The sequence below is a fragment of the Aerococcus urinaehominis genome, assembly GCF_001543245.1.
Taxonomy (GTDB): domain Bacteria; phylum Bacillota; class Bacilli; order Lactobacillales; family Aerococcaceae; genus Aerococcus; species Aerococcus urinaehominis.
This window is the reverse complement of the sequence record NZ_CP014163.1, coordinates 344,804-366,794: the sequence shown is the minus strand read 5'-3', so window position 1 is coordinate 366,794 and position 21,991 is coordinate 344,804. Positions and strand designations below refer to the sequence as shown.

Sequence of the window (21,991 nt, the reverse complement as noted above, 5' to 3'; positions counted from 1 at the left end):
GGAGGCGATGCTAATGACTAGAAAATTAAACTATGTCATGACCTCGCCCCAATTCCCTTTGAATTACGCTAATTTTGCGGTACAGCTAAAGCAAAATGGTGTAAATGTATTGGGTTTAGGGGATGAGCCTTATGACCAGCTTCCCCAGGTCATTAAGGACAATTTAACTGAATACTATTGGGTGCCTGATATGCATAATTTTGACCAAATGAAGGCGGGTATTCAATTTTTCATCGACAAGTATGGATCAGTTGATCGTATTGAATCTCACAATGAATATTGGTTAGAGATGGATGCGCGTTTACGTACGGAATTCAATATTTTTGGTCTTAAAAATCAAGATATGGACCGGATTAAGAATAAATCAGGCATGAAAAAAGTCTTCCGTGAAAATAATATACCAGTTGCTAAAGGTCGAGTCTTTGGGGACAAAGCAGACGGACAAGCCCTAGTTAAAGAGCTAGGCTATCCAGTTATCGTTAAACCAGATAATGGTGTAGGTGCTTCTGATACCTGGAAAATTAATAATGACCAAGAACTTGAGAAATTTTACGTGGAAAAAGATGATCAAGTTCCATATATTATGGAGGAGTTTATTGAGGGCGACATTGTCACCTTCGATGGTATAACAGATGCGGAAGGTAAGATTGTCTTTTATTCTTCACAGGTTCACTCATCGCCAATTTTAGATGTTGCTGAAGCTGCGACTGAGCTTACTTTCTATACAGCTAATGAATTTGCTGATGATTTAGTTGAATTAGGCACTAAATCTGTTGAGAGTTATGGCTTACCAGAGCGCTTTTTCCATCATGAATTCTTCCGCAAGAAAAAAGATGGCAAATTGATTGCTTTAGAGATTAATTGTCGTCCACCAGGAGGTTGTGCCATCGATATGATGAATTATGCCAACCAAATTGATGTCTATCATGAATATGCTAATCTGGTTGCAGGTTATGGCTTCCAGGCTCAACTGAACCGCCCTTACAATGCCCTATATGTGGCTCGAAAATTCGATAAAAACTATCGCTTATCTTACGATGACATTGTAGCTAAGCATCATGATAAGATTATTGATATTTATGAGTCGCCACGTGTCTTGTCAGGCGTTATGGGTGACTATGCTTTTATATTTGTGACACCAACTACTGATAATATGCCAGCTTTGGTAGCTGATGTATCAGATTTAGCTAATTAGGAGGAATTTAATGCATTTTGAAAAACGTAGTCACTGGAGTGGTCAATTAGGCCGTGAAATGGGCTTTAACAAATATGGTCATGCAGGTAAGCCAGTTATTGTATTTCCTTCTTCAGGAGGGAGTCAGGATGAATTTGCGGATTTTGGTATGATTGAAACTATTGCTAACCATATCGATGCAGGTCGTTTAACAGTTTATACCCCCTCGTCAATTGATAGTGAGTCTTGGTTAGCAGAAGGTAAATCTGGCCATAATATGGCTAAGGCCCATAACCAGTATGACAAATACATTATTTCTGAGTTTCTACCTCTAATTCGTCATGAATCACAGTGGGGCGGCAAAATCATGGCTACTGGATGTTCCATGGGCGGCTTCCATGCGGTTAACTTTGGTTTGCGTCATCCTGATGTCTTCGATGTTGTGATTGCTATGTCTGGAGTCTATGATGCACGTTTCTTTACCGGTGATTTTGGTGATGACATGGTTGTTTACGAAAATTCACCAATCGACTATTTGAACAATATGACTGATGCTTGGTTCCTTGACCAATATCGGCAAAACCACTACATTGTAGCAGTGGGACAAGGTAATTGGGAAGGTCCCCATATTGAAGCAACAAGGCAACTAGAATCGACTTTTGCTAATAAGGCTATCCCAGGCTGGTTTGACTATTGGGGTCACGATGTGCCACATGACTGGCCAGCATGGCGGCAACAATTCCCTTATTTTGTTAATAACCTAGTCGGTCAGGGTATTCTTTAAAATTTAATATAAACCTTGCTATGACAGCGCTTTTTGAAAAATGAGAATAATCTTTCAGAAAGCGCTGTCATTTTTTGGCTTAACATGGTATATTTAACTTATGAAATAGTCTGCTAAGGAGGGGACGGATATGTCTAATCAACCGCTGGATATGGCATCCTTGGAGCATAATATGTACTTCTTTAATCTAGGGAACCATTTCCAAGCCTATGAGTTCTTGGGGGCTCGTCAAACGACGCTAGATGGTGTAACAGGATATCGTTTTACGGTCTGGGCACCGAATGCTAAGCGTGTATATGTGAAAGGTTACTTTAATGACTGGCAAGAAACCAGAATGGAAAAAGTAGGACGAACTGGTGCTTGGACTGTTTTTATCGAGAATGCCAAGGAATGGGATCTTTACAAATATGTTATAGAGGCTCGCACTGGTGAAAAGAAAGAGAAGCAAGACCCTTTTGCTTTCGCTTATGAAATCGCACCTGCCAATGCGTCCATCATTCAAAATCTTCCTGACTATCAGTGGCAGGACCAAGCCTGGTATGAAAAACGACAAAAGTCAAATGTCTATAAAGAACCGTTAAATATCTATGAGGTCCACCAATCTTCTTGGCGCCGACATGAAGATGGCTCCGCTTATACCTGGGCAGATTTAGCTGATGAATTGATTCCTTATGTTAAAGAGATGGGTTACACCCATATTGAGTTTATGCCGCTGATGGAACATCCATTGGAGATGTCTTGGGGTTACCAAATTGGTGGCTATTATGCCTTAGCTGGACGATATGGCACTAATTTTGAGCATTTAATGGCTTTTGTCGATCGGGCGCACCAAGAGGGAATTGGGTTAATTGTTGACTGGGTTCCCGGGCATTTTGTCGTCAATGATGATGCCATGGCATATTACGACGGTACCCCAACTTTTGAATATAGTGATCCTAATCGGGCCAATAATATTCGCTGGGGTAGTTTGAACTTTGATCTCGGTAAGTCGCAAGTGCAAAGTTTCTTAATATCAAATGCCTTGTTCTGGTTGGAAAAATTCCACTTTGACGGTATCCGGGTCGATTCAGTATCTAATATTTTGTATCTAGATTATGATGAGGGTCCATGGACCCCTAATGAATATGGTAATAATGTAAACTTAGAGGGCTTAGGCTTCTTACGCAAGCTTAACAAAGAGGTGTTTTTAAGAGACCCTTCTTATCTGATGATGGCAGAAGAATCAACTGCCTGGCCAGGTGTCACCGCTAACCTCGACCATGGAGGTATTGGTTTTAACTTTAAATGGAATATGGGCTGGATGAACGATACTTTAAAGTTCTTTTCTCTTGACCCCTTGTCGCGTAAATATAATTATAAATTAATTACCTTTACCTTTATGTATATGTTTGATGAGAACTTTGTTTTGGGATTATCTCATGATGAGGTGGTTCATGGCAAACATTCTTTATTAGGTCGGATGCCTGGTAATAGTCGTTATGACCAATTCTGTAACTTACGAGTTATGGAAGGCTATCGCATGACTTATCCTGGTAAAAAACTAACCTTTATGGGCAATGAAATTGGTCAGTTCCTGGAATGGCGCTGGTATAGTCAGCTGGAATGGGAAGATTTAAATAGAGAATTTAATAGTGAATATAACCATTTTGTTAAAAGCATAAATGAGTTATACTTAACCAAGAAAGCGCTTCATCAAAATGACTTGAATCGTAATGGCATCTCTTTCTTAGAGGCGGACGATGCTGACCGCACCATCGTTGCTTATATCCGTCAAGCAGATGAAGCTGAGGAACTAGTAGTCTGTGTACATAATTTCACCCCTGTTCAGCGTGACAACTACCGTATTGGCGTGCCATACCCAGGTACTTACCAGGTCATTTTAAATAGTGAAATGGCGGAATTTGGTGGTAATTGGGAGTATCAGCAAGAAGTATTTGAAGCTGAACCCATACCTGCTCAGCGTCATCTCTATTCAATTGAAGTTACGCTACCTTCCATGGCAACTTTTTTACTAGAGCCTTTAGAAATTGAATTAATTGACTATTCAAGTCAAGCTGATGCAGTTCAGAAAGAAAAAGAAGCGCTAGCAAAGGCCGCTCAAGTAAATCAAACAAAGGCAAAGCAACCTCAGAAAGCTAAGCTGCCAAAAACGAAGAAGACAAGAAAGAGAAAAACAGCTCGGAAATAATTAATAATTGTTGATGTCCCATTAATTTTTTGAAGGGAGGAATGGAGTTTAACTCCACTTTCTATGAAAAACGGAAAAATGCTTGCAATGATTTTGGCTGGTGGTAAGGGTACACGTTTGGGTAAATTAACCAAGGATATAGCAAAACCAGCTGTACCTTTTGGTGGTCGTTATCGTATCATTGATTTCCCTCTATCTAACTGTGCTAACTCTGGTATTAGTACAGTAGGTATTATGACTCAATATGAACCTTTAGTTTTGAATACCCATATTGGTAACGGATCTCCGTGGGATTTAGACTCTAGTGATGGTGGTGCCTTCATTTTACAACCATATTCAGGTTCTGATGGTGGTAATTGGTTTGAAGGTACAGCCAATGCGATTTATGAAAATATTACATTCGTAGATAGTCATAATCCGGAATACGTACTAATTTTATCAGGTGACCATATTTACAAGATGGACTATCAAAAGATGCTTGATGAGCATATAGAGAGAGGAGCCGATTGTACTGTAGGTGTTATCCCAGTACCAATTGAAGAAGCTTCTCGATTCGGTATCATGAATACTGATAAAGAAGGCCGAATTGTTGAATTCGAGGAAAAACCAGAACATCCAAAATCTAATCTAGCTTCGATGGGTATCTATATCTTTACCTGGAAGAAGCTCCGTGACTATTTAACATCAGATCCTGAAAAGATGGAAGACTTTGGTCAAAATGTTATTCCGGCGTATTTAGATAATCATGAATCTCTTTATGCTTATGCTTTTGAAGGGTACTGGAAGGATGTTGGTACCATTGATTCACTTTGGGAAGCCAACATGGAATTTATCGACCCCGATCATCCATTAAATATTAGAGACTCTTCTTGGCCGATTAATTCTAAGAATCCGGTAGCGCCACCACAATTCCTGTCTGCTGAATCGCATGTGTCTAATTCAATTGTTTCAGATGGTTGTATTATTCGCGGAGAAGTTGTTGATTCAGTAATTTCTCAAGAAGTTCTGATAGGCAAAGACTCTAAAGTTAATAAATCTGTCCTGATGTCTAATGTGACTGTTGGTAAGAATGCTGAAATTGAATACGCCATTCTGGGTGAAGGGGCACAAGTTCATGACAATGCTAAATTAGTAGGCAGCCCAGATAATATCCTAGTTGTTGGTTATGAAGAAGAAGTTGGAGGTAATTAAGTATGTATCGTAATAAATTAACCGCCATTTTTAGCCTGAGCGAAAAAGATGAGCATATGGCACCGCTAACTGCTTCTCGGCCAATTGCTTCTTTGCCTTTCGCTTGCCGCTATCGCATTCTAGATTTTTCTTTAACTAGTATTTCCCATGCTGGGGTGCGTTCAGCAGGCTTATTCATCGGTGATTCTGGTCGTTCAGTTTATGACCACATTCGTTCTGGTAAAGCCTGGGATTTAGATACCTATCGTGGTGGTATCTTTACTTATTCCCATATGCATCATAAAAAAGCCTTGTTTGAAGCAGCTAGTCGCAAGGGCAACTTTTATGAAGACCACCTAACCTTCTTAGAACGGGCTAGTGCAGAATATGTTTTTGTATCTGGCTCAAAGGTGTTAGCTAATGTTATTTTAAATGACGTTTTAGCTGAATTAGAAGAGTCCGGTGCACAGCTAGCGCGTTTGTACGCTAAAGTACCAAGAGAGTATGTGGAGTATCATCCAGAAGAATATATCGTCGGAGTTGGAGCGGGTGAACGCTTGGTATCCTTCGCTAAAGAAGGAGTAACACCGCTTTACGGAGAAACAGCTAATTTTGACATGAATATGACCTTGATGCGGTCTGCTGATTTAATTGATATGATTAATAAGGCTGACGATAATGGTCTATTTTTAGATATTGACCAACTAGTAGAAGCTTATCTAAGTGATTATGATGTTTATGCATATGAATATAAGGGCTACGTAGCTAATATCGACTCAATTAAGGCCTACTATGATGCTAGTATGGATATGCTTGACGCTGAGTCATTTACCAAACTCTTCCAAACTGAGCAACCAATTATCACTAAAGCTCAAAATGGGGTACCTAATTACTATGGTGACCACGCCGATATTGTTAATTCTCAGTTAGCAAATGGATCTGAAATCTATGGTAATATTTGCAGATCTCATATCGGTCGTAAAGTGTTTGTAGACAAGCAAGCTGAAGTAAATGACTCAATTATCTTCCAAAGTTGTCAAATTGGTAAAGGGGCTAAGGTGTCCTATGCCATCCTAGACAAGAGTGTTGTGGTAGAACCTGGTGCAGTTATTGAGGGTTCCGCTGATAAACCGATTGTAATTGGTAAAAACCAGGTAATCAAAGCAGATTAATGACAAGTTAAGAGGGACTGGGCATTTGTCCTAGTCCCTTGTTTATCTTTAAGGAGGATTTTATGAAAATTTTATTTGCTGCCTCAGAGAGTGCTCCCTTTTTTAAATCTGGTGGTCTTGGGGATGTTGCTTATGCCTTACCTAAAGAGTTAAAAAAACAAGGCATTGATATCCGGGTTGTTCTCCCCCTATATAACCATATGGCTGAAAAATATAAGCAAGAACTAACCCATGTGGTTGATTTTGAAGTGGAACTTGGTCATTACCGCCGCAAGTATGTAGGTGTAGAAGCGCTTGAATTAGATGGCGTGACCTACTACTTTATTGACAACAAGGAGTACTTCGACCGGGGTGTGCTCTATGGGGAACCAGATGAAGGTGAACGCTTTGGCTATTTTGATTTAGCTGTCATTGAGATGATGGAAAAAATTGACTTTATTCCTAACATTATCCACTGTAATGATTGGCAAACGGCAATGATTCCAGCCCTATTAGTTGATAAATATCACTGGGTAGAAGCCTATCGAGATATTCGTAAAATATTAACAATTCATAATATCAGATTCCAGGGATGGTACCCATCTGAAATTTTGTATGATGTATTTAATACAACCATGAGCTTGTTCCATCCAAATGGGGCTCAAGCTGGTAATATGGTTAATTTTATGAAGGCAGGTATTAATTTCTCTGATATCGTTACCACGGTTTCGCCAAACTATGCCGGAGAAATTCAAACCCCAGAATTTGGTGAAGGATTAGATGGTGTTCTAAGGCAAAATTCATGGAAAATCAGAGGGATTATTAATGGTATTGATTATGATATTAATAATCCAGCAACAGATGCTAATATTGTTGAGAATTATGAATTAGATACAGCAGTTACTGGCAAGCGTGCTAACAAGGTGGCCCTACAGGAACGTCTTGGCTTAGCAGTTGACCCCGACCTGCCACTAATGGGTGTAGTATCACGTTTAACTGACCAAAAAGGTATGCAGTTAATTGAAGCTAAAGCTGAAGAAATTATTAATACCCAGGATGTGCAAATTGTTATTTTAGGAACTGGTGATGCCCAGTTTGAAAATAGTTTCCGTTTCTTTGAGTGGAAATACCCGGGTATCTTCTGCGCCTACATTGATTTTGATGTTGCCCTAGCTCAGCAAATTTATGCTGCTTCAGATATATTCCTGATGCCTTCTGCCTTTGAGCCTTGCGGTTTGTCACAAATGATTTCTATGCGCTATGGCACCTTACCTTTAGTTCATGAAACTGGCGGATTAAAGGACACTGTGACACCTTATAACCAGTATACTGGTACTGGCAATGGTTTCTCGTTTGGCATTTTTAATGACCATACTTTTGCGCAAACAGTGTATTATGCCTTGGATGTATATAATAACCAACCTGAGGCTTGGGAAAAATTAATTTATCAAGCCATGACCACTGACTTTAGATGGGTACACCCAGCTGGTGATTATATTGCTATTTATCAAGATTTACTTGACGAATAGGATAGATTGGTACTTATTGTTATGCCAAAAAACGCCTGAACTATAATTTCAGGCGTTTTTACTATTATGTCATTAAAATGGCAGCTTTAAACTTTTTTAAGATAATGCTATACTGTATGGAAACTAAGTGAATTGAGGGTTTACCATGAAAGTAATTAAATTTGGTGGCTCATCGGTTGCCGATGGGGGTCAATTAGAAAAAGTTAAAGATATTATTGCTGCTGACAGTAATCGGCGCATAGTGGTGGTTTCTGCACCTGGTAAGCGCTATAAAGACGATGTTAAGGTTACAGATCTTTTGATCGAGTTAGCTACACGGGCTTTGACAGGTGATGATATCTCTCATGTTTTTGTTCAAGTAATTGAACGTTACCAAGAGGTAGCTAATGAGTTGGGGATAAAGGAACCAGTTATTGAGGAAATTACTCAGAATTTAACTGAGCTTGTTGCTGCTGACGTAAGTCAAGCGGATTATTACCTTGATGCAATCAAAGCTTCAGGCGAAGATAATAATGCTAAGCTAATCGCAGCCTATCTCAGAGAATCTGGGATTAATGCACAATACATCAATCCTAAAGAAGCTGGACTTTTCTTGTCAGATGAACCAGGTGATGCGCGGGTGCTACCAGAATCATATTTGAATCTCTACAAATTACGGGACCTTGAGGGCGTTCTAGTCTTTCCGGGCTTCTTCGGCTATACCAAAGAAGGGCGGGTCGTCACTTTTTCTCGTGGCGGCTCAGATATCACTGGGGCTATTTTGGCAAATGGTGTACGGGCTACCCTATATGAAAATTTCACTGATGTAGATTCAATCTATGTAGCTAATCCTAGTCAAGTTGAGAATCCAGTTGGTATTGACCATTTGACTTACGCTGAAATGAGAGAACTTTCTTATGCTGGTTTCTCTGTTTTTCATGATGAGGCCCTGTACCCTGCCTTTGCTGAGGGCATTCCGGTATGTATCAAGAACACCAATAATCCGACTGCACCGGGGACTATGATCACACGAACCAGGCCAACTAATCCCTACCCAATTTCTGGGATTGCTTCAACAAGTGGTTTTTCATCGATTTACATAAAAAAATATTTGATGAATCGTGAGGTCGGTTTTATGCGCCGTGTACTCTCAGTTTTAGAAGAATTTGAGGTATCGGTTGAGCACGTCGTATCAGGTATAGATGATATGGATGTGATTTTCCGAGCAGATATGGTCTCTTCTAAAGATATGAAAAAAATGCTTGAAAAAATCCAAGTAGTAACTGCTGCTGATTCAGTGACCCGTCAAGAGAACATCTGCCTAATGATGATTGTTGGTGAAGGTATGATTGAAACTGTCGGTAATACTGCTCGGGCGACTAAGGCACTTTCAGAAGCAGGGATTAATCTAGAAATGATAAACCAAGGCTCATCCGAAACAAGCGTCATGTTTGGTCTCAAAGAAGAGGTTGAGGCTGACGCAGTAAGAGCTATCTATCAAGAATTTTTTGGTGATCTTTCTCAATAACAGTATAAATAAAACTAAGAGGCTGGAACAAAGTTCCAGCCTCTTCAAGGTTTATTGACATTTTGGATTGGCTAAAAGCTAATAGGCACATTATAAAAAGGATATATAAAAAGGTGGCTAAATTTGCCACCTCAATACTAGGATTCTAAATCTATCTAATAAATCCAAAATAGATAATCACTATAAGGCCTAAAACAATGCGATACCAACCAAAGATTTTGAAATCATTAGATTGTATATAGCGTAGTAAAAAGCGAATTGTGATAATTGATACGATATAGGCCACGATCATACCAACTAGAAGTAAGATAAGTTCACCACCGGTAAAGCGAAAACCAGTTAGTAGCGCCTTCACTAATTTTAGCCCAGAAGCCCCGAACATAATAGGAATGGACATAAAGAAGGAGAAGTTCGCTGCGACCGGCCGGCTAGTGTCAAGAATGGTTGCACCCAGAATGGAAGAACCTGATCGGCTAGTTCCTGGTACTAAAGATAGCGTTTGGAAGAGGCCAATTTGTAAGGCAGTTTTGTAGGACATATCTGCCATGGAATTGACAACAGGCTGTCTTGTTTCATTGCGTTTTTCAATTATGATAAAGGCAATCCCGTAAATAATTAGGGCAAGGGCAACCACTAACCAATTCATTAAATGGGCTTCCATCCAATCGTCTAAAATTAAACCAAAAATAGCAGCTGGTAAACAGCCTACTAATACTTTAAACCAAGTGTCCCATGTTTCTTTTCTATCAGCGTCTGACTTGTTTGAAGAAAAAGGGTTTAAACGATCAAAGTAAATCCAACAAACGGCTAGAATTGCTCCCAGTTGGATAACAACCAAGAATATATCCCAAAATTCTTGGCGGACATTTAAACTGATAAATTCTTCAACTAATATCATGTGTCCAGTTGAGGAGATAGGTAACCACTCAGTTATACCTTCTATAACGCCAATAAAAATTATTTTTAATAGTTCTATCATTGTGTATCCTTTCTGCAGTATAAAATTGTCGACAAGCTAAAGTATAGCAAATTTTTTATTAAGATTAGAATCTAAATTGAATTTTTCAATAAAATTTACCATATTTCTAGTTCATATGTTAAGATACTGGCTGTTATCTTGAAAAACTAATTAACGTGTTCTGTGGAATACCATAATTAAGTTAGGAGGAAATTGATGTTTAACTTCTTAAAGACTAGGAAAAACAAACTAGCTAATCAGTTAAATATAAAGAATCATGTTCAACTTGACCAGCTCTACGCGGTAGGTCAGGGCAAAATAATGGCGATTGAAGAAGTAAACGATCAAATTTTTAGTCAAAAATTATTAGGGGATGGCTATGGGCTATACCCTGATTGCAACCAAGTATATGCGCCATTAGCAGGAGAAATCGGGCAGATTTTCCCTAGTCGCCATGCCCTTAGTATTGTGAGCGCTAGCGGCTTAGAAATATTGGTTCATATGGGTGTAGAGACAGCTAGCTTAGACGGCGAAGCTTACCAGCTTCTGGTAGAAGAAGGGCAACAAGTAGAAGTGGGTGACCAGTTGGTTGAAATGGATTGTAATCAACTCGTTCAACTAGACTTTGATCCAACGATTTGTGTTATTATCCATTCGACCTTTAGTGAGACTTGCCTAGACCCTAATTTAGGCCAAATGGTGGAAGCAGGGGACCACGTAGCTAGCATTGTCTCCTATCCAGATATTTAATTAATAAAGACAATAGTGATAAGTAGCTAGGTTTGTCGGTAACAAAGGTGAATTGGAGTGTAACCAATTTTTGGATTAGTCTATCAAGCTAGCACGTCTAAGTTGGGGCTATACTAATATGCTTTCTAATTTAGGCCTAGTTATTTAACAAGCTGCGCGTATAAGAAGTAAATACGAAGCTGTATAGTTTTCTAAATATAAAAGAGTCTGCGACAGTTGTCACAGACTCTTTTTATGAGTTAGATTACTTAATACAAACAATTTCATTAAGCGCTAAGCTATCATCAATCCGACTTAATAAACCACTCTTGCGATTTCGTTTAAAGACAGATATTTGATTTTCATGCTGATGGCCACAAATGATATAGTCCTGACTAGCATTGAAATTAAAATCGCGCGGAAAGTCACCGCCACTAGCTAGAGTTTGTAATTGGCTGAGCACTTGGCCATCGGCACTAACTGAAAAAGTGCTTATTTGGTTAGGACCACGATTTGATACATAAAGGTATTGACCATCATCACTCAAGCGAATTGCAGCAGAAGAATTAAAGCCAGTCCATGAATCAGGCATAGTGTCAATGCGGTCAATACTTATTAATTGACCATCAGCCTGAACCGCAACGATGTCAATGGTGTAAGATAACTCACCCAAAATATAGAGAATATTCAGGCTAGGATGCTCAACCAGATGGCGAGGACCGGTCCCAGGCTCAGTATGGTAGACTGCTACTTGACTGAGTTGCTTATCCGCATTAACTTGATAAGTGTGAACCTGATCAGTGCCAAGATCACAAGAGAAAACATAGGGATGTTTGTGGCTGGCTTGAATATAGTGGGCGTGCGCATGGTCTTGATTTTCATGTGGTCCAGTCGGGTCTGTATGTTTGATTGTTTGGAGGTGGGACATATGGCCTTGCTCGTCCACTTGAACTACGGCTAATTCACCGAGCCCATAGTTAGCTAAATAAATCAGTTGGCGCTCTTGGTCATAGGAAAGGTAGCAACCATTACTTTCCCAAACAGGCTCAAAGTCGACTTGATACCATGACTGTGTAGTTTTTTTATAGTGGGCAACTCCGGCTTGATCATTGATAACTGCTAGCGTAAATAGACTAGTTTGATCAGCATTAAAATCAAAATAAGTAGGATTTTCAACTGCAACAATTAATTGACTTTCACCAAATTGACCAGACTCTGAATCAAATTGACTAGCGTGGATGCCTTGGTTATCTTGGCGGGTATAGCCACCTAGGTAAATTGTTTCCATCAATATCGCTCCTTTTATATCACTACTGTTATTATACAGGATAACTTTAAATTTATCGCCCTTGACTCCCTATTAATCTAGGTTAAATATGCTAAAATAGCTGTAAAACTAAAGGAGGTCTTGTATGACAAAGAAAAATGGCCATAGCCATACTGACCGAGAAACAAGGCAGTCAGCTTATCTTGACCAACGCTTAGAAGACTTGGCCCAATATGAAAAAAGTGGGAACAGTTTTGAAAATTCTTGGTTTTATCGAATTTTGATTGATAATCGCTATACGGTGACGCTCTATGTTTTAATTGTTATATCTATTTTAATATGGCTAGTTCGCCGTTTAGAATTTGCTTACCAACCTGTTTTCGATATCTTGGGTATTATTATCTTGCCTATTGCAATTGCAGCTGTTTTTTATTATTTAACCGTGCCCTTGGTTAATAAACTAGAGAAAAAGGGGATCAGTCGCCTAGTCGGAGCTATAATTGTCTTAGTTTTAATTGCTTTAGCGCTAGTTGGATTAATTAGTTTAATTCCAGGATTAATTGGCCAAGGAGAAGAGTTTTTAGCTGACTGGCAATCAATTTGGCACCAATATGAAAAAGTTGTTGAATCAGCTATTGGAGCTGCTTGGTATTCAGAATTACAGGTACTTATTGATGACTTTCTGAATGATGCTGCTAAGTTTGATAGTATCAATTGGTCTGATTTAGCTAATCAAACAATCGAGAGGCTCGGTTCTATTCTTGGTACGGTAACCAAGGTCGGTGTAGCGCTTGTAGCAGCACCAATTATCCTATTTTACATGTTTAAAGACGGTCGTCAGTGGACAGAAAATGCTAAGCAGTTAATACCAGTTCGGATACGGCCTCAGACGATTCGTCTGTTTTCAGAAATGAATGTGCAAATATCCCAGTATATCCGAGGCCAAATTTTAGTCGCCCTATCAGTTGCTGTTATGTTTGTGATTGGTTATGCAGTTATTGGTTTACGTTATGGCACGGTGATTGGTATCGCTGCTGGGTTTTTAAATGTTATACCATATCTCGGCTCATTTCTAGGCATGATACCTGCCATTATTGTAGCAATTGTTATGGGGCCGGCCATGCTTGTTAAGGTGCTTTTAGTTTTTGCTATTGAGCAGACAATAGAAGCGCGAATCATATCACCTCAAATTTTAGGATCTAATTTGGAAATTCATCCAGTAACCATTATGCTTCTGCTGATTATTGGTGGATCATATTTCGGTGTTGTGGGTGTGATTATTATTATTCCTGTTTATGCCGTTTTAAAGGTGATTGTTCAACACTTTTTTACCTGGTACCAACAAGTATCTGGTCTATATGAAGAAGACCATAATCATGAAATAAATCGATAAATTTAATCAATGTAAAAAAGCATTGGCATCATACCAGCCAATGCTTTTTATATTCATTTTATTACTTTAATGATATTTATAATCCGAATTACGCTCTCATACGGTCGTCGATAATGCCCTGGTCAGCCAGTTCCTTTCGTACTTCCATCATAGCAGTATAGGTTACAAGCAGGTAAACTTTATCAGTGGGCGCCGTTTTTATAGCGTTGACAATGGCTGCGGGGCTGTTTAATCTTTCTATAGCTGCGGGGCCAATCCCACTTGCTAGCAACCTTTTTTCTAAATCTTCAATTGCGATACCAGCTAATTTGTAGCTAGCGATGGGCATGTTTTTGAAGGCTTCAAAATTAGCATCCCAAATCCAGGCGGTATCGACGCCGTCAGAAGGGTTATTGTTTAGAACAGTAATCAAAGTAAATTCATCATTTTCAAGACCAACAAGGTCGACAATTTGATTAAAACCAACGATATTTTTAATTAAATTGATTTTTACTAGGTGGTCATCGACCTGAATAATTTCTTGCCGACCAAAGATATGTCCAACTTGCTCTAGCCCCATTTTAATTTGATCAGGGGTCACTTGGAAGAAACTGCCGATAGCGCCAGCTGCTAGCGCATTATAGACGTTATAAATACCAGCAAGTGGCAGGTTGATGGTTTGACCAAATAGCTCAAACTGAGATTTATCAGGACTTAATTGGATAATTTGATCAATTTGATAATCAAGTTGGGGCCGTTTAAAATCACAACTAGGACAGAAATAGTCACCAACATTATCGTAAGCAATCATATGGTAGTGAAGGCCTTGACCACATTCCGGGCAAGCTAGGTCTTCAGCTGAATTAGCCGTTTGAATATCCTGACTCTGGTCTGGGCTATTAAATCCGAAGTAAAAAATTGGGTTGGATAGGTTAGGATTTACCAAATGAGGGATATCAGCATTAATAAGAACTGGCGTTTCAGGTACCTTAGCTAAGCCTTTTTGGATTAGTTGGTAGGTGCTAGCTACTGATCCGTAACGGTCAGCTTGGTCTTTAAAAAGATTATTAACTAATACTAGCTTAGGAGTAATTTGTTCGGTAACTAAGCGTAAATAAGCCTCATCCGTTTCTAATACTGCAATTTTCTTTCCTGTTGCCTTATTTTTAGTATCGCTAATAAAGGCTGAGGTAATTCCTTGAATCATATTAGACCCAGTAGCATTGGTTAAAATATGGTCAAATTTTTGGCCTAACACCTTGCTAGTAAGCGCAGTTGTTACTGTCTTACCATTAGTTCCGGTAATTAAAACAACATCATAATCACTGGCCAGATTTTGTAAGATATCAGGGTCAATTTTGGCTGCCAGTTTGCCGGGTAGGCTAGAGCCGCCGTTGGTTAACTTTTCTAAGAGCCACTTACTTGAATTACCAGCTAATACAGCTAAAGATTGTTTGATACTCATTTTTTTATCCTTCCTCGTTTTGAACTAGTTTATATTTTAGCATAATCTGACTGTTGGGGAAGAAGGGAAGCTGGTCTTTGCTTTTTCTTTAATAAATTAGCTGAAATGATTGACTATTTGCCCCATGCATTTTAATATTAATGATTGAGAAAGTAGCTAAATTGATAATGGTCAATTTAGAATGACAATATACAAGTGAGAGAGGGATGTCCATGCTACTAGAGCAAGCGGATACTTTTATTGCCCGTTACAGTGAATTAGCCGAGTTATTATCAGATCCAGAAGTTATTGGTGACCATCGGCGCTTCATGACCTTATCTAAAGAAGAGGCTGACTTGCGTCCTAAAGTCGAGAAATTCCGTCGTTACAAAGAAGTAGATGAAGAAATTTCAGGTGCAGAAGAACTGTTAGCTGAAACTACTGATCCAGATATGTTGGATATGGCTAAAGAAGAGCTTAAGGAGTTAAAGGATGAGCAGGTTCAATTAGAAGAAGAGCTGCATATCTTGATGATTCCTAAGGATCCTAATGATGATAAAAATATTATCATGGAGATTCGTGGCGCAGCTGGCGGCGATGAGGCCCAATTATTTGCGGCTGACCTTTATGAGATGTACAGTAAGTATGCAGAGTCTCAAGGTTGGCGTGTTGAGGTGGTCGAAGCTTCAGCAAATGACATCGGTGGCTATAAAGAAATTATTTTACAGATTACCGGGGCTAACGTATATTCTAAGCTTAAATTTGAGTCAGGTGCTCACCGTGTCCAGCGGGTACCGTCAACCGAGTCACAAGGTCGGGTCCATACCTCAACAGCAACAGTCGGTGTTATGCCTGAGTTAGAAGACCTTGATTTTGAACTCGATGACAACGATATTCGCGTAGATATTTTCCGGGCGTCTGGTGCCGGTGGCCAGCATGTTAATAAGACGGAATCGGCCGTCCGCCTAACCCATGAGCCGACAGGTATTGTTGTTTCTATGCAGGACCAACGTTCTCAGCAGCAAAATAAGGACAAGGCTATGATGATTTTACGGTCTCGGGTATATGAACAGTTAGAAAGTGAACGACTCAGTGAATATAATTCTGATCGAAAAAACTTAGTAGGTACTGGCGACCGCTCAGAGCGGATTAGAACCTATAATTATCCGCAAAATCGGGTAACTGATCACCGTATTGGTTTGACCATTCAAAAGCTTGACCTTATTATGTCAGGTGAATTAGAAGAAATTATTGATGCCCTATTGGTGGCTGACCAAGCGCAAAAATTAGAGGAATTAAATGAACAAAGCCTGTAATTTTCCCAATGATTTGACCTACCGAGAAGCTCTGCAGAGGGCTTCTTCTTTTTTACTTGCCCATGGTCAAGACGAGGAGGCCGCTTACCATTTGTTGCTAGGTTTAAAATCTTGGCAGCCGAGTGACTGGTTTAGTCGACAATTCAACCAAGCCGATTTGGGTTTTCTAACTAACTACCAGCATGGACTTCGGCGCATGGTGACAGATGACTATCCTTGGCAGTATCTTGTTGGTGAGGTTTTCTTTTATCAACATGTTTTTAAGGTTAGCGAAGATTGCCTCATTCCCCGTCCTGAAACAGAAGCGCTAGTGGCCTATTTAATTGACCATCTTAACCCTATTCCTAAGCGAATCTTAGATTTGGCTACGGGGTCAGGTGTAATTGGTCTATCTTTGAAGACGGCTTGGCCAGATAGTGACTTGGTAGCTAGTGATATTTCTCAGCCTGCTCTTGATGTGGCTATAGCAAACGCTGATTTTTTGGATCTACCAGCTAAGTTTTATCAGGGGGATTTATTCCAAGCCTTGCCTAGTGATGAGGAAAAATTTGATCTGATTGTGACTAATCCTCCATATATTAGTAATGATGAGCGTCCTTTGATGTCAAAATCTACCTTAAAATTTGAACCGCCAGAGGCGTTATTTGCTAAGAGCCAGGGATTAGCTATCTACATTGATATTGCCCAAGTATTAGACAAATACCTGGCTGCAGATGGATTGTTTGTAGCTGAAATAGGCTATCAGCAGGGGCCAGTCTTAGTTGATTTATTTACACAGGCTTATCCGCAAGCTAAGATTTGGCTGCGGCAAGATTTTGCTGGTCTTGACCGAAATCTTTTTGTTAAATTCTAGGAGGTTAGTATGACAGAAATATTTAACCAAGATACCTTAGACCAAGCTGCAGCCTTGCTTAAACAGGGCAAGCTGGTTGCATTTCCCACTGAGACTGTGTTTGGCTTAGGTGCTATAGCTAATAATGCAGATGCGGTTAGCCGAGTTTATCAGGTAAAGGGACGGCCTAGCGACAATCCGCTTATTGTTCATGTAGCCGACCCTTCAGACATTTTTAAGTACGCGGGAGATTTATCTGACCAGCAAACGGCTGCTATCGAGGCATTGACCAGTCGCTTTTGGCCTGGACCTTTGACACTTATCGTGCCTGCTAAACTAGGCATTTTCCCTAGCGTTGTACGTGGAGGATTAGAAACCGTTGGTATACGGATGCCTAATCACCCATTAACCTTAGACTTAATTAAACGGGTAGGTTTTCCCCTAGTCGGTCCCTCAGCCAATATTTCTGGCAAGCCAAGTCCAACGACTGTCGACCATGTCATACATGATTTCGACGGTAAGATAGCGGGTGTTTTAGCTAGTCAACCAACTGATATTGGTGTGGAATCAACGGTTTTAGATTTATCGGAGCCAGGGAACTATTATATTTTGAGGCCTGGCGCTATTACCCAAGATATGATTGAAGCAGAGGTTGATTTGATAACCATTACGACTAATACTAATCAAATTAATCCTGACCAGGCACCTAAAGCGCCTGGTATGAAATACCGTCACTATAGCCCTAGTCAGACAGTGGTTGCAGTTGCAGCAAGTAAAATTGACCAATATCTTTCAAATTTACCTGAAAAGCAAGATGTTGCTTTAGCCCTTCTAGATGATCAACTTGCTAAAGTTAATCCAGACAATTACGGGGCTACTTATGCTTTAGGTAGTAGTAGTCGTCAGGCTACTCAAAGATTATTTGCGGCATTACGCACTTTTGATGATCAAAAGCACATCAAAACAATTGTAGTTAGCTTGCTGGCAGATCAAGAGGGTAACCAGGCCTATCGTAATAGACTGCTCAAAGCAGCTAGTCGAGTCGTAGAGTGATATTTTAAGTTAAGGCAGAAGTCTGTGATCAAAAGTCACAGGCTTTTTAAATTGAGCTTAGGGAACTTTGTTAAATATTGAGCCAGGCTTATGGTAGAATAGACCTAAATAGCAAGGAGGCCAAAAATATGGCAAGAGATGTGATATTTGACTTAATTGATAAAGAATTCGACCGTCAAAATAAGGGGATTGAGCTGATTGCTTCAGAAAATTGGGTGTCACCAGCAGTTCGACAGGCCCAGGGCTCAGTTCTGACTAATAAGTATGCAGAAGGTTATCCAGGTCGTCGCTATTATGGTGGTTGCCAATTTATTGATGAAATTGAGCAGGAGGCTGTTAATCGCGCTAAAAAACTTTTTGGGGCAGACTATGTTAATGTGCAACCACATTCAGGTTCTCAGGCAAATATGGCGGCATACAATGCCTTTTTAAATCATGGGGATAAAATCTTAGGCATGGATTTAAGCCATGGTGGTCATTTAACCCATGGCTCTAAGGTCAATTTTTCGGGAAAAAGTTTTGATTTTATCGCTTATGGTGTTGATCGTGAGACCGAGCAAATCGACTACAATCAGTTAGCAGAAATTGCCCGTCAAGAGAGACCACGGATGATTGTAGCTGGTGCTTCTGCTTACTCTAGAGTAATTGATTTTGCCAAAATTAGTCAAATTGCTAAGGAAATTGATGCCTTTTTCATGGTGGATATGGCTCACATTGCTGGTCTAGTTGCAGCTGGACTTCACCCAAGTCCCTTGGATTATGCTGATGTGGTAACAACAACGACTCATAAAACTTTACGGGGTCCACGCGGGGGTATGATTTTATCTAATAATGAGGCTTACTTTAAGAAGCTTAATTCTGCTATTTTCCCAGGAATTCAAGGTGGACCATTAGAACACGTGATCGCGGCTAAGGCAATATGTTTCGGTGAGGCCCTTAAACCAGAATTTGTTGATTATCAAAAACAAGTGATTAAAAACGCCCAGCAGATGGCAGCAACTCTAAAAAACCAAGGAATCGCCATTGTTTCAGGTGGAACTGACAACCATATGATGTTAGTTAAAGTAATTAACCATGGCTTCACAGGCCAAGAAGTTGAGACTGCCCTTGATGAGGCCGGTATCACTGTTAATAAAAACACCATTCCTTTTGAAACCTTGAGTCCTGTTAAGGCTTCGGGTATTCGTATCGGTAGTCCGGCTATTACTAGTCGAGGCATGGCTGAGCAGGAGGCTGCGCAAATTGGTCAATGGATTGGACGAGTGGTTAAAGCCGCCGATGATAAGACTTTGTTAGCTGATATTCGTCACGAGGTTAGTGAATTAGTTGCTAAATTCCCACTTTCCTAATTTACAAATTTTAAAATTTAGGTATAATAAATAAGATTGTGCGTAAGAATTTTTACTAAGGAGATGCAGGATGAAAAACTTAACAGTTATTGACCACCCATTAGTACAACATAAAATGACTATTTTACGAGATAAGGACCTAGGTACTAAAGAATTCCGTGAACTGGTTAATGAAATCACTTTATTCTTAGGCTATGAAGCAACACGTGATTTACCTTTAGAAGACGTTGAAATTGAAACGCCATTAATTAAAAGTACCCAAAAACGAATTACTGGTAAAAAATTAGCTATTGTACCTATTTTGCGTGCTGGCTTGGGCATGGTCGATAGTATGGTTAGCTTGGTGCCTGCGGCTAAAATTGGCCACATCGGTATGTATCGCGACCATGATTCACTTGAACCAATTGAATATTTCTTTAAGATGCCTTCTGATATTCAAGACCGTCAAGTAATGATTGTCGATCCGATGCTAGCTACTGGCGGGTCAGCCTTGATGGCGATTGATTCGTTAGTTGAGCGTGATGTTGATCCTTCCCATATTAAGTTTGTCTGCTTAGTTGCTGTGCCTGAGGGTGTAAAAGCTATTCACGATAAATATCCAGAGGTAGATATTTATGCTGGTGCCCTTGATGAAAAATTAAATGAGAATGGATACATTCTACCTGGTTTAGGTGATGCTGGCGACCGCCTCTTCGGTACGCTTTAATTCTCTTTTTATTCTTTATATGTTAAATTTATCATGTAAATAAAAATAAGGGAATGGATTAATAATGGAACAAATGATTGTAAAAGCTGGTCACCAACTAAAAGGTCGTGTGCAAGTTGATGGCGCTAAAAATGCGGTATTACCTATTTTAGCAGCTACCCTACTAGCATCCGAGGGGCAAAGTTTAATCAAGAATGCACCACTTTTTTCAGACGTCTATTTAATGACTAAGTTATTAAATTATTTAAATGCAAATTCTGAAATTGATGAAGATCATAATGAAATTACTGTTGATGCTTCAGGTAAGGTTACTACCGACGCCCCCTTCGAGTATGTCAGTAAAATGCGTGCCTCAGTAGTGGTTATGGGCCCACTCCTAGCCCGCTTCGGTCATGTGAAGGTGGCTATGCCAGGAGGTTGTGCCATTGGGGCACGTCCGATTGATTTGCATATTAAGGGCTTTGAGGCGCTAGGAGCCACCGTAACGACCACCTCAGGCTATGTTGAAGCTAAGGCCGATAAATTAGTTGGGACAGATATTTTTCTAGATTTTCCCTCAGTGGGTGCAACTCAAAATATTTTAATGGCTGCCACGCTTGCTGAAGGAACAACTACCATTGAAAACGTTGCTCGGGAACCTGAAATTGTTGATTTAGCAAACTTTCTTAATAAAATGGGCGCTAAAATTCAAGGAGCCGGTACCGATATCATCAAGGTTAAGGGTGTCGATAAATTAACTGGCGTTGAACATATGGTTATTCCGGACAGAATTGAAGCGGGCACTTTTATGGTCGCAGCTGCAGTTGTCGGTGGCGATGTCATTATTGAAGACGCAATTTCAGAGCATAACCAACCCTTAATATCAAAATTAAAAGAGATGGGTGTTCAAGTGGAGGAAAGGCCAGAAGCGGTCCGTATCGTTTCTGACGGTAAATTAAAAGCAGTTAATGTAAAAACTATGCCGTATCCAGGTTTTCCAACTGATATGCAAGCTCAATTTACCATTGCCCAAATTATGGCTGAAGGTAGTTCTGTAATGGAAGAAACCGTATTTGAAAATCGATTTATGCACTTAGAAGAGATGCGACGCATGAATGCTAATTTCAATATTTCTGGAGACACTGCTACTATCACTGGCCCTAGTCAATTACAAGGCGCTAGCGTACAAGCGACTGATTTGCGGGCCGCAGCAGCCTTGATTATTTCCGGGCTAGTAGCTGATGGCATTACTAGAGTATCTAAATTAGAGTATCTTGACCGAGGTTATCACCATTTTGATAAGAAATTACGGCAACTTGGCGCTAAAGTTGGCCGCCGAGAAGCAGGTAATTTGTCTAACGAGGACCTATCTGAATGGCTAGATAGTATTTAAATTCATTGTTAGCATAAAATATATAAGATGATTGGGGTGCCAAGAGAATTTCGTTGGCACCTTTTATATTGACTTAGACTAGTAATATAA

The 21,991-nt window shown here is 39.8% G+C and carries 18 protein-coding genes; 15 read left to right on the top strand and 3 right to left on the bottom strand.

Features of this window, described 5'->3' with window-relative positions; genetic code table 11:
- Positions 1–13 precede the first annotated feature (13 nt).
- The 7 genes from AWM75_RS01630 (at position 14) to AWM75_RS01600 (ending at position 9,503) form a co-directional block, all read left to right on the top strand.
- Positions 14–1,195, top strand: coding sequence for an ATP-grasp domain-containing protein (locus AWM75_RS01630; protein WP_067977458.1), 1,182 nt, complete (start codon positions 14–16; stop codon positions 1,193–1,195).
- Between the two features lie 10 nt (positions 1,196–1,205).
- Positions 1,206–1,958, top strand: a complete 753-nt coding sequence (locus AWM75_RS01625; protein WP_067977457.1) for an esterase family protein — start codon at positions 1,206–1,208, stop codon at positions 1,956–1,958.
- Between the two features lie 130 nt (positions 1,959–2,088).
- Positions 2,089–4,146, top strand: a complete 2,058-nt coding sequence (glgB, locus tag AWM75_RS01620) for a 1,4-alpha-glucan branching protein GlgB (RefSeq protein ID WP_082702017.1) — start codon at positions 2,089–2,091, stop codon at positions 4,144–4,146.
- A 63-nt stretch (positions 4,147–4,209) separates the two neighbouring features.
- Complete coding sequence (locus AWM75_RS01615; protein WP_067977456.1) at positions 4,210–5,337, top strand: glucose-1-phosphate adenylyltransferase; 1,128 nt, start codon at positions 4,210–4,212, stop codon at positions 5,335–5,337.
- 2 nt (positions 5,338–5,339) lie between these two features.
- Entirely contained in the window at positions 5,340–6,488 is a 1,149-nt protein-coding gene (gene glgD, locus AWM75_RS01610; protein WP_067977455.1) for a glucose-1-phosphate adenylyltransferase subunit GlgD, read from the top strand.
- Between the two features lie 62 nt (positions 6,489–6,550).
- Complete coding sequence (glgA, locus tag AWM75_RS01605; protein WP_067977454.1) at positions 6,551–7,996, top strand: glycogen synthase GlgA; 1,446 nt, start codon at positions 6,551–6,553, stop codon at positions 7,994–7,996.
- Positions 7,997–8,141: 145 nt separating this feature from the next.
- Positions 8,142–9,503, top strand: coding sequence for an aspartate kinase (locus tag AWM75_RS01600; protein WP_067977453.1), 1,362 nt, complete (start codon positions 8,142–8,144; stop codon positions 9,501–9,503).
- A 151-nt stretch (positions 9,504–9,654) separates the two neighbouring features.
- Here AWM75_RS01600 and AWM75_RS01595 read toward each other — a convergent pair whose 3' ends face one another.
- Positions 9,655–10,482 carry an undecaprenyl-diphosphate phosphatase gene (locus tag AWM75_RS01595; protein ID WP_067977452.1) on the bottom strand — a complete coding sequence of 276 codons (828 nt, stop codon included), beginning with the start codon at positions 10,480–10,482 and terminating at the stop codon, positions 9,655–9,657.
- Positions 10,483–10,677: 195 nt separating this feature from the next.
- On the opposite strand from AWM75_RS01595, the gene AWM75_RS01590 reads away from it, so the two are divergent.
- Positions 10,678–11,211, top strand: coding sequence for a PTS sugar transporter subunit IIA (locus tag AWM75_RS01590; protein ID WP_067977451.1), 534 nt, complete (start codon positions 10,678–10,680; stop codon positions 11,209–11,211).
- 244 nt (positions 11,212–11,455) lie between these two features.
- On the opposite strand, the gene AWM75_RS01585 is transcribed toward AWM75_RS01590, so the two are convergent.
- The gene (locus AWM75_RS01585) at positions 11,456–12,478 is read right to left on the bottom strand and encodes a lactonase family protein (protein WP_067977450.1); all 1,023 of its coding nucleotides are present in this window, start codon (positions 12,476–12,478) and stop codon (positions 11,456–11,458) included.
- Between the two features lie 124 nt (positions 12,479–12,602).
- On the opposite strand from AWM75_RS01585, the gene AWM75_RS01580 reads away from it, so the two are divergent.
- Positions 12,603–13,850: an AI-2E family transporter gene (locus tag AWM75_RS01580; RefSeq protein WP_082702016.1), complete on the top strand. Its 1,248-nt coding sequence runs from the start codon at positions 12,603–12,605 to the stop codon at positions 13,848–13,850.
- A gap of 88 nt (positions 13,851–13,938) precedes the next feature.
- Here AWM75_RS01580 and AWM75_RS01575 read toward each other — a convergent pair whose 3' ends face one another.
- Positions 13,939–15,294, bottom strand: a complete 1,356-nt coding sequence (locus AWM75_RS01575; protein ID WP_067977449.1) for a Mur ligase family protein — start codon at positions 15,292–15,294, stop codon at positions 13,939–13,941.
- 206 nt (positions 15,295–15,500) lie between these two features.
- Here AWM75_RS01575 and prfA point away from each other — a divergent pair, with 206 nt between their 5' ends.
- From prfA to murA, 6 genes are all read left to right on the top strand, one after another.
- Complete coding sequence (gene prfA, locus AWM75_RS01570; protein ID WP_412459291.1) at positions 15,501–16,589, top strand: peptide chain release factor 1; 1,089 nt, start codon at positions 15,501–15,503, stop codon at positions 16,587–16,589.
- Positions 16,573–17,442, top strand: coding sequence for a peptide chain release factor N(5)-glutamine methyltransferase (gene prmC / locus AWM75_RS01565; protein ID WP_067977447.1), 870 nt, complete (start codon positions 16,573–16,575; stop codon positions 17,440–17,442). The genes prfA and prmC overlap by 17 nt, the downstream gene beginning before the upstream one ends.
- 9 nt (positions 17,443–17,451) lie before the next feature.
- Positions 17,452–18,474: an L-threonylcarbamoyladenylate synthase gene (locus AWM75_RS01560; RefSeq protein WP_067977446.1), complete on the top strand. Its 1,023-nt coding sequence runs from the start codon at positions 17,452–17,454 to the stop codon at positions 18,472–18,474.
- A 128-nt stretch (positions 18,475–18,602) separates the two neighbouring features.
- A complete protein-coding gene (gene glyA / locus AWM75_RS01555; protein ID WP_067977445.1) occupies positions 18,603–19,823 on the top strand; it encodes a serine hydroxymethyltransferase in 1,221 nt (406 codons plus the stop codon).
- Positions 19,824–19,893: 70 nt separating this feature from the next.
- Entirely contained in the window at positions 19,894–20,529 is a 636-nt protein-coding gene (gene upp / locus AWM75_RS01550; protein WP_067977444.1) for a uracil phosphoribosyltransferase, read from the top strand.
- Positions 20,530–20,593: 64 nt separating this feature from the next.
- Positions 20,594–21,901, top strand: coding sequence for a UDP-N-acetylglucosamine 1-carboxyvinyltransferase (gene murA, locus AWM75_RS01545; protein WP_067977443.1), 1,308 nt, complete (start codon positions 20,594–20,596; stop codon positions 21,899–21,901).
- Positions 21,902–21,991 lie beyond the last annotated feature (90 nt).

Bases quoted from the DNA above. Each gene is read 5' to 3' on its own strand.
- murA (WP_067977443.1), top strand. From the start codon at position 20,594: ATGGAACAAATGATTGTAAAAGCTGGTCACCAACTAAAAGGTCGTGTG.
- AWM75_RS01590 (WP_067977451.1), top strand. From the start codon at position 10,678: ATGTTTAACTTCTTAAAGACTAGGAAAAACAAACTAGCTAATCAGTTA.
- prfA (WP_412459291.1), top strand. From the start codon at position 15,501: ATGTCCATGCTACTAGAGCAAGCGGATACTTTTATTGCCCGTTACAGT.
- glgB (WP_082702017.1), top strand. From the start codon at position 2,089: ATGTCTAATCAACCGCTGGATATGGCATCCTTGGAGCATAATATGTAC.
- glgA (WP_067977454.1), top strand. From the start codon at position 6,551: ATGAAAATTTTATTTGCTGCCTCAGAGAGTGCTCCCTTTTTTAAATCT.
- glgD (WP_067977455.1), top strand. From the start codon at position 5,340: ATGTATCGTAATAAATTAACCGCCATTTTTAGCCTGAGCGAAAAAGAT.
- AWM75_RS01575 (WP_067977449.1), bottom strand. From the start codon at position 15,294: ATGAGTATCAAACAATCTTTAGCTGTATTAGCTGGTAATTCAAGTAAG.
- AWM75_RS01600 (WP_067977453.1), top strand. From the start codon at position 8,142: ATGAAAGTAATTAAATTTGGTGGCTCATCGGTTGCCGATGGGGGTCAA.
- AWM75_RS01615 (WP_067977456.1), top strand. From the start codon at position 4,210: ATGAAAAACGGAAAAATGCTTGCAATGATTTTGGCTGGTGGTAAGGGT.
- AWM75_RS01595 (WP_067977452.1), bottom strand. From the start codon at position 10,482: ATGATAGAACTATTAAAAATAATTTTTATTGGCGTTATAGAAGGTATA.
- AWM75_RS01630 (WP_067977458.1), top strand. From the start codon at position 14: ATGACTAGAAAATTAAACTATGTCATGACCTCGCCCCAATTCCCTTTG.
- AWM75_RS01560 (WP_067977446.1), top strand. From the start codon at position 17,452: ATGACAGAAATATTTAACCAAGATACCTTAGACCAAGCTGCAGCCTTG.
- AWM75_RS01580 (WP_082702016.1), top strand. From the start codon at position 12,603: ATGACAAAGAAAAATGGCCATAGCCATACTGACCGAGAAACAAGGCAG.
- glyA (WP_067977445.1), top strand. From the start codon at position 18,603: ATGGCAAGAGATGTGATATTTGACTTAATTGATAAAGAATTCGACCGT.
- AWM75_RS01585 (WP_067977450.1), bottom strand. From the start codon at position 12,478: ATGGAAACAATTTACCTAGGTGGCTATACCCGCCAAGATAACCAAGGC.
- upp (WP_067977444.1), top strand. From the start codon at position 19,894: ATGAAAAACTTAACAGTTATTGACCACCCATTAGTACAACATAAAATG.
- AWM75_RS01625 (WP_067977457.1), top strand. From the start codon at position 1,206: ATGCATTTTGAAAAACGTAGTCACTGGAGTGGTCAATTAGGCCGTGAA.
- prmC (WP_067977447.1), top strand. From the start codon at position 16,573: ATGAACAAAGCCTGTAATTTTCCCAATGATTTGACCTACCGAGAAGCT.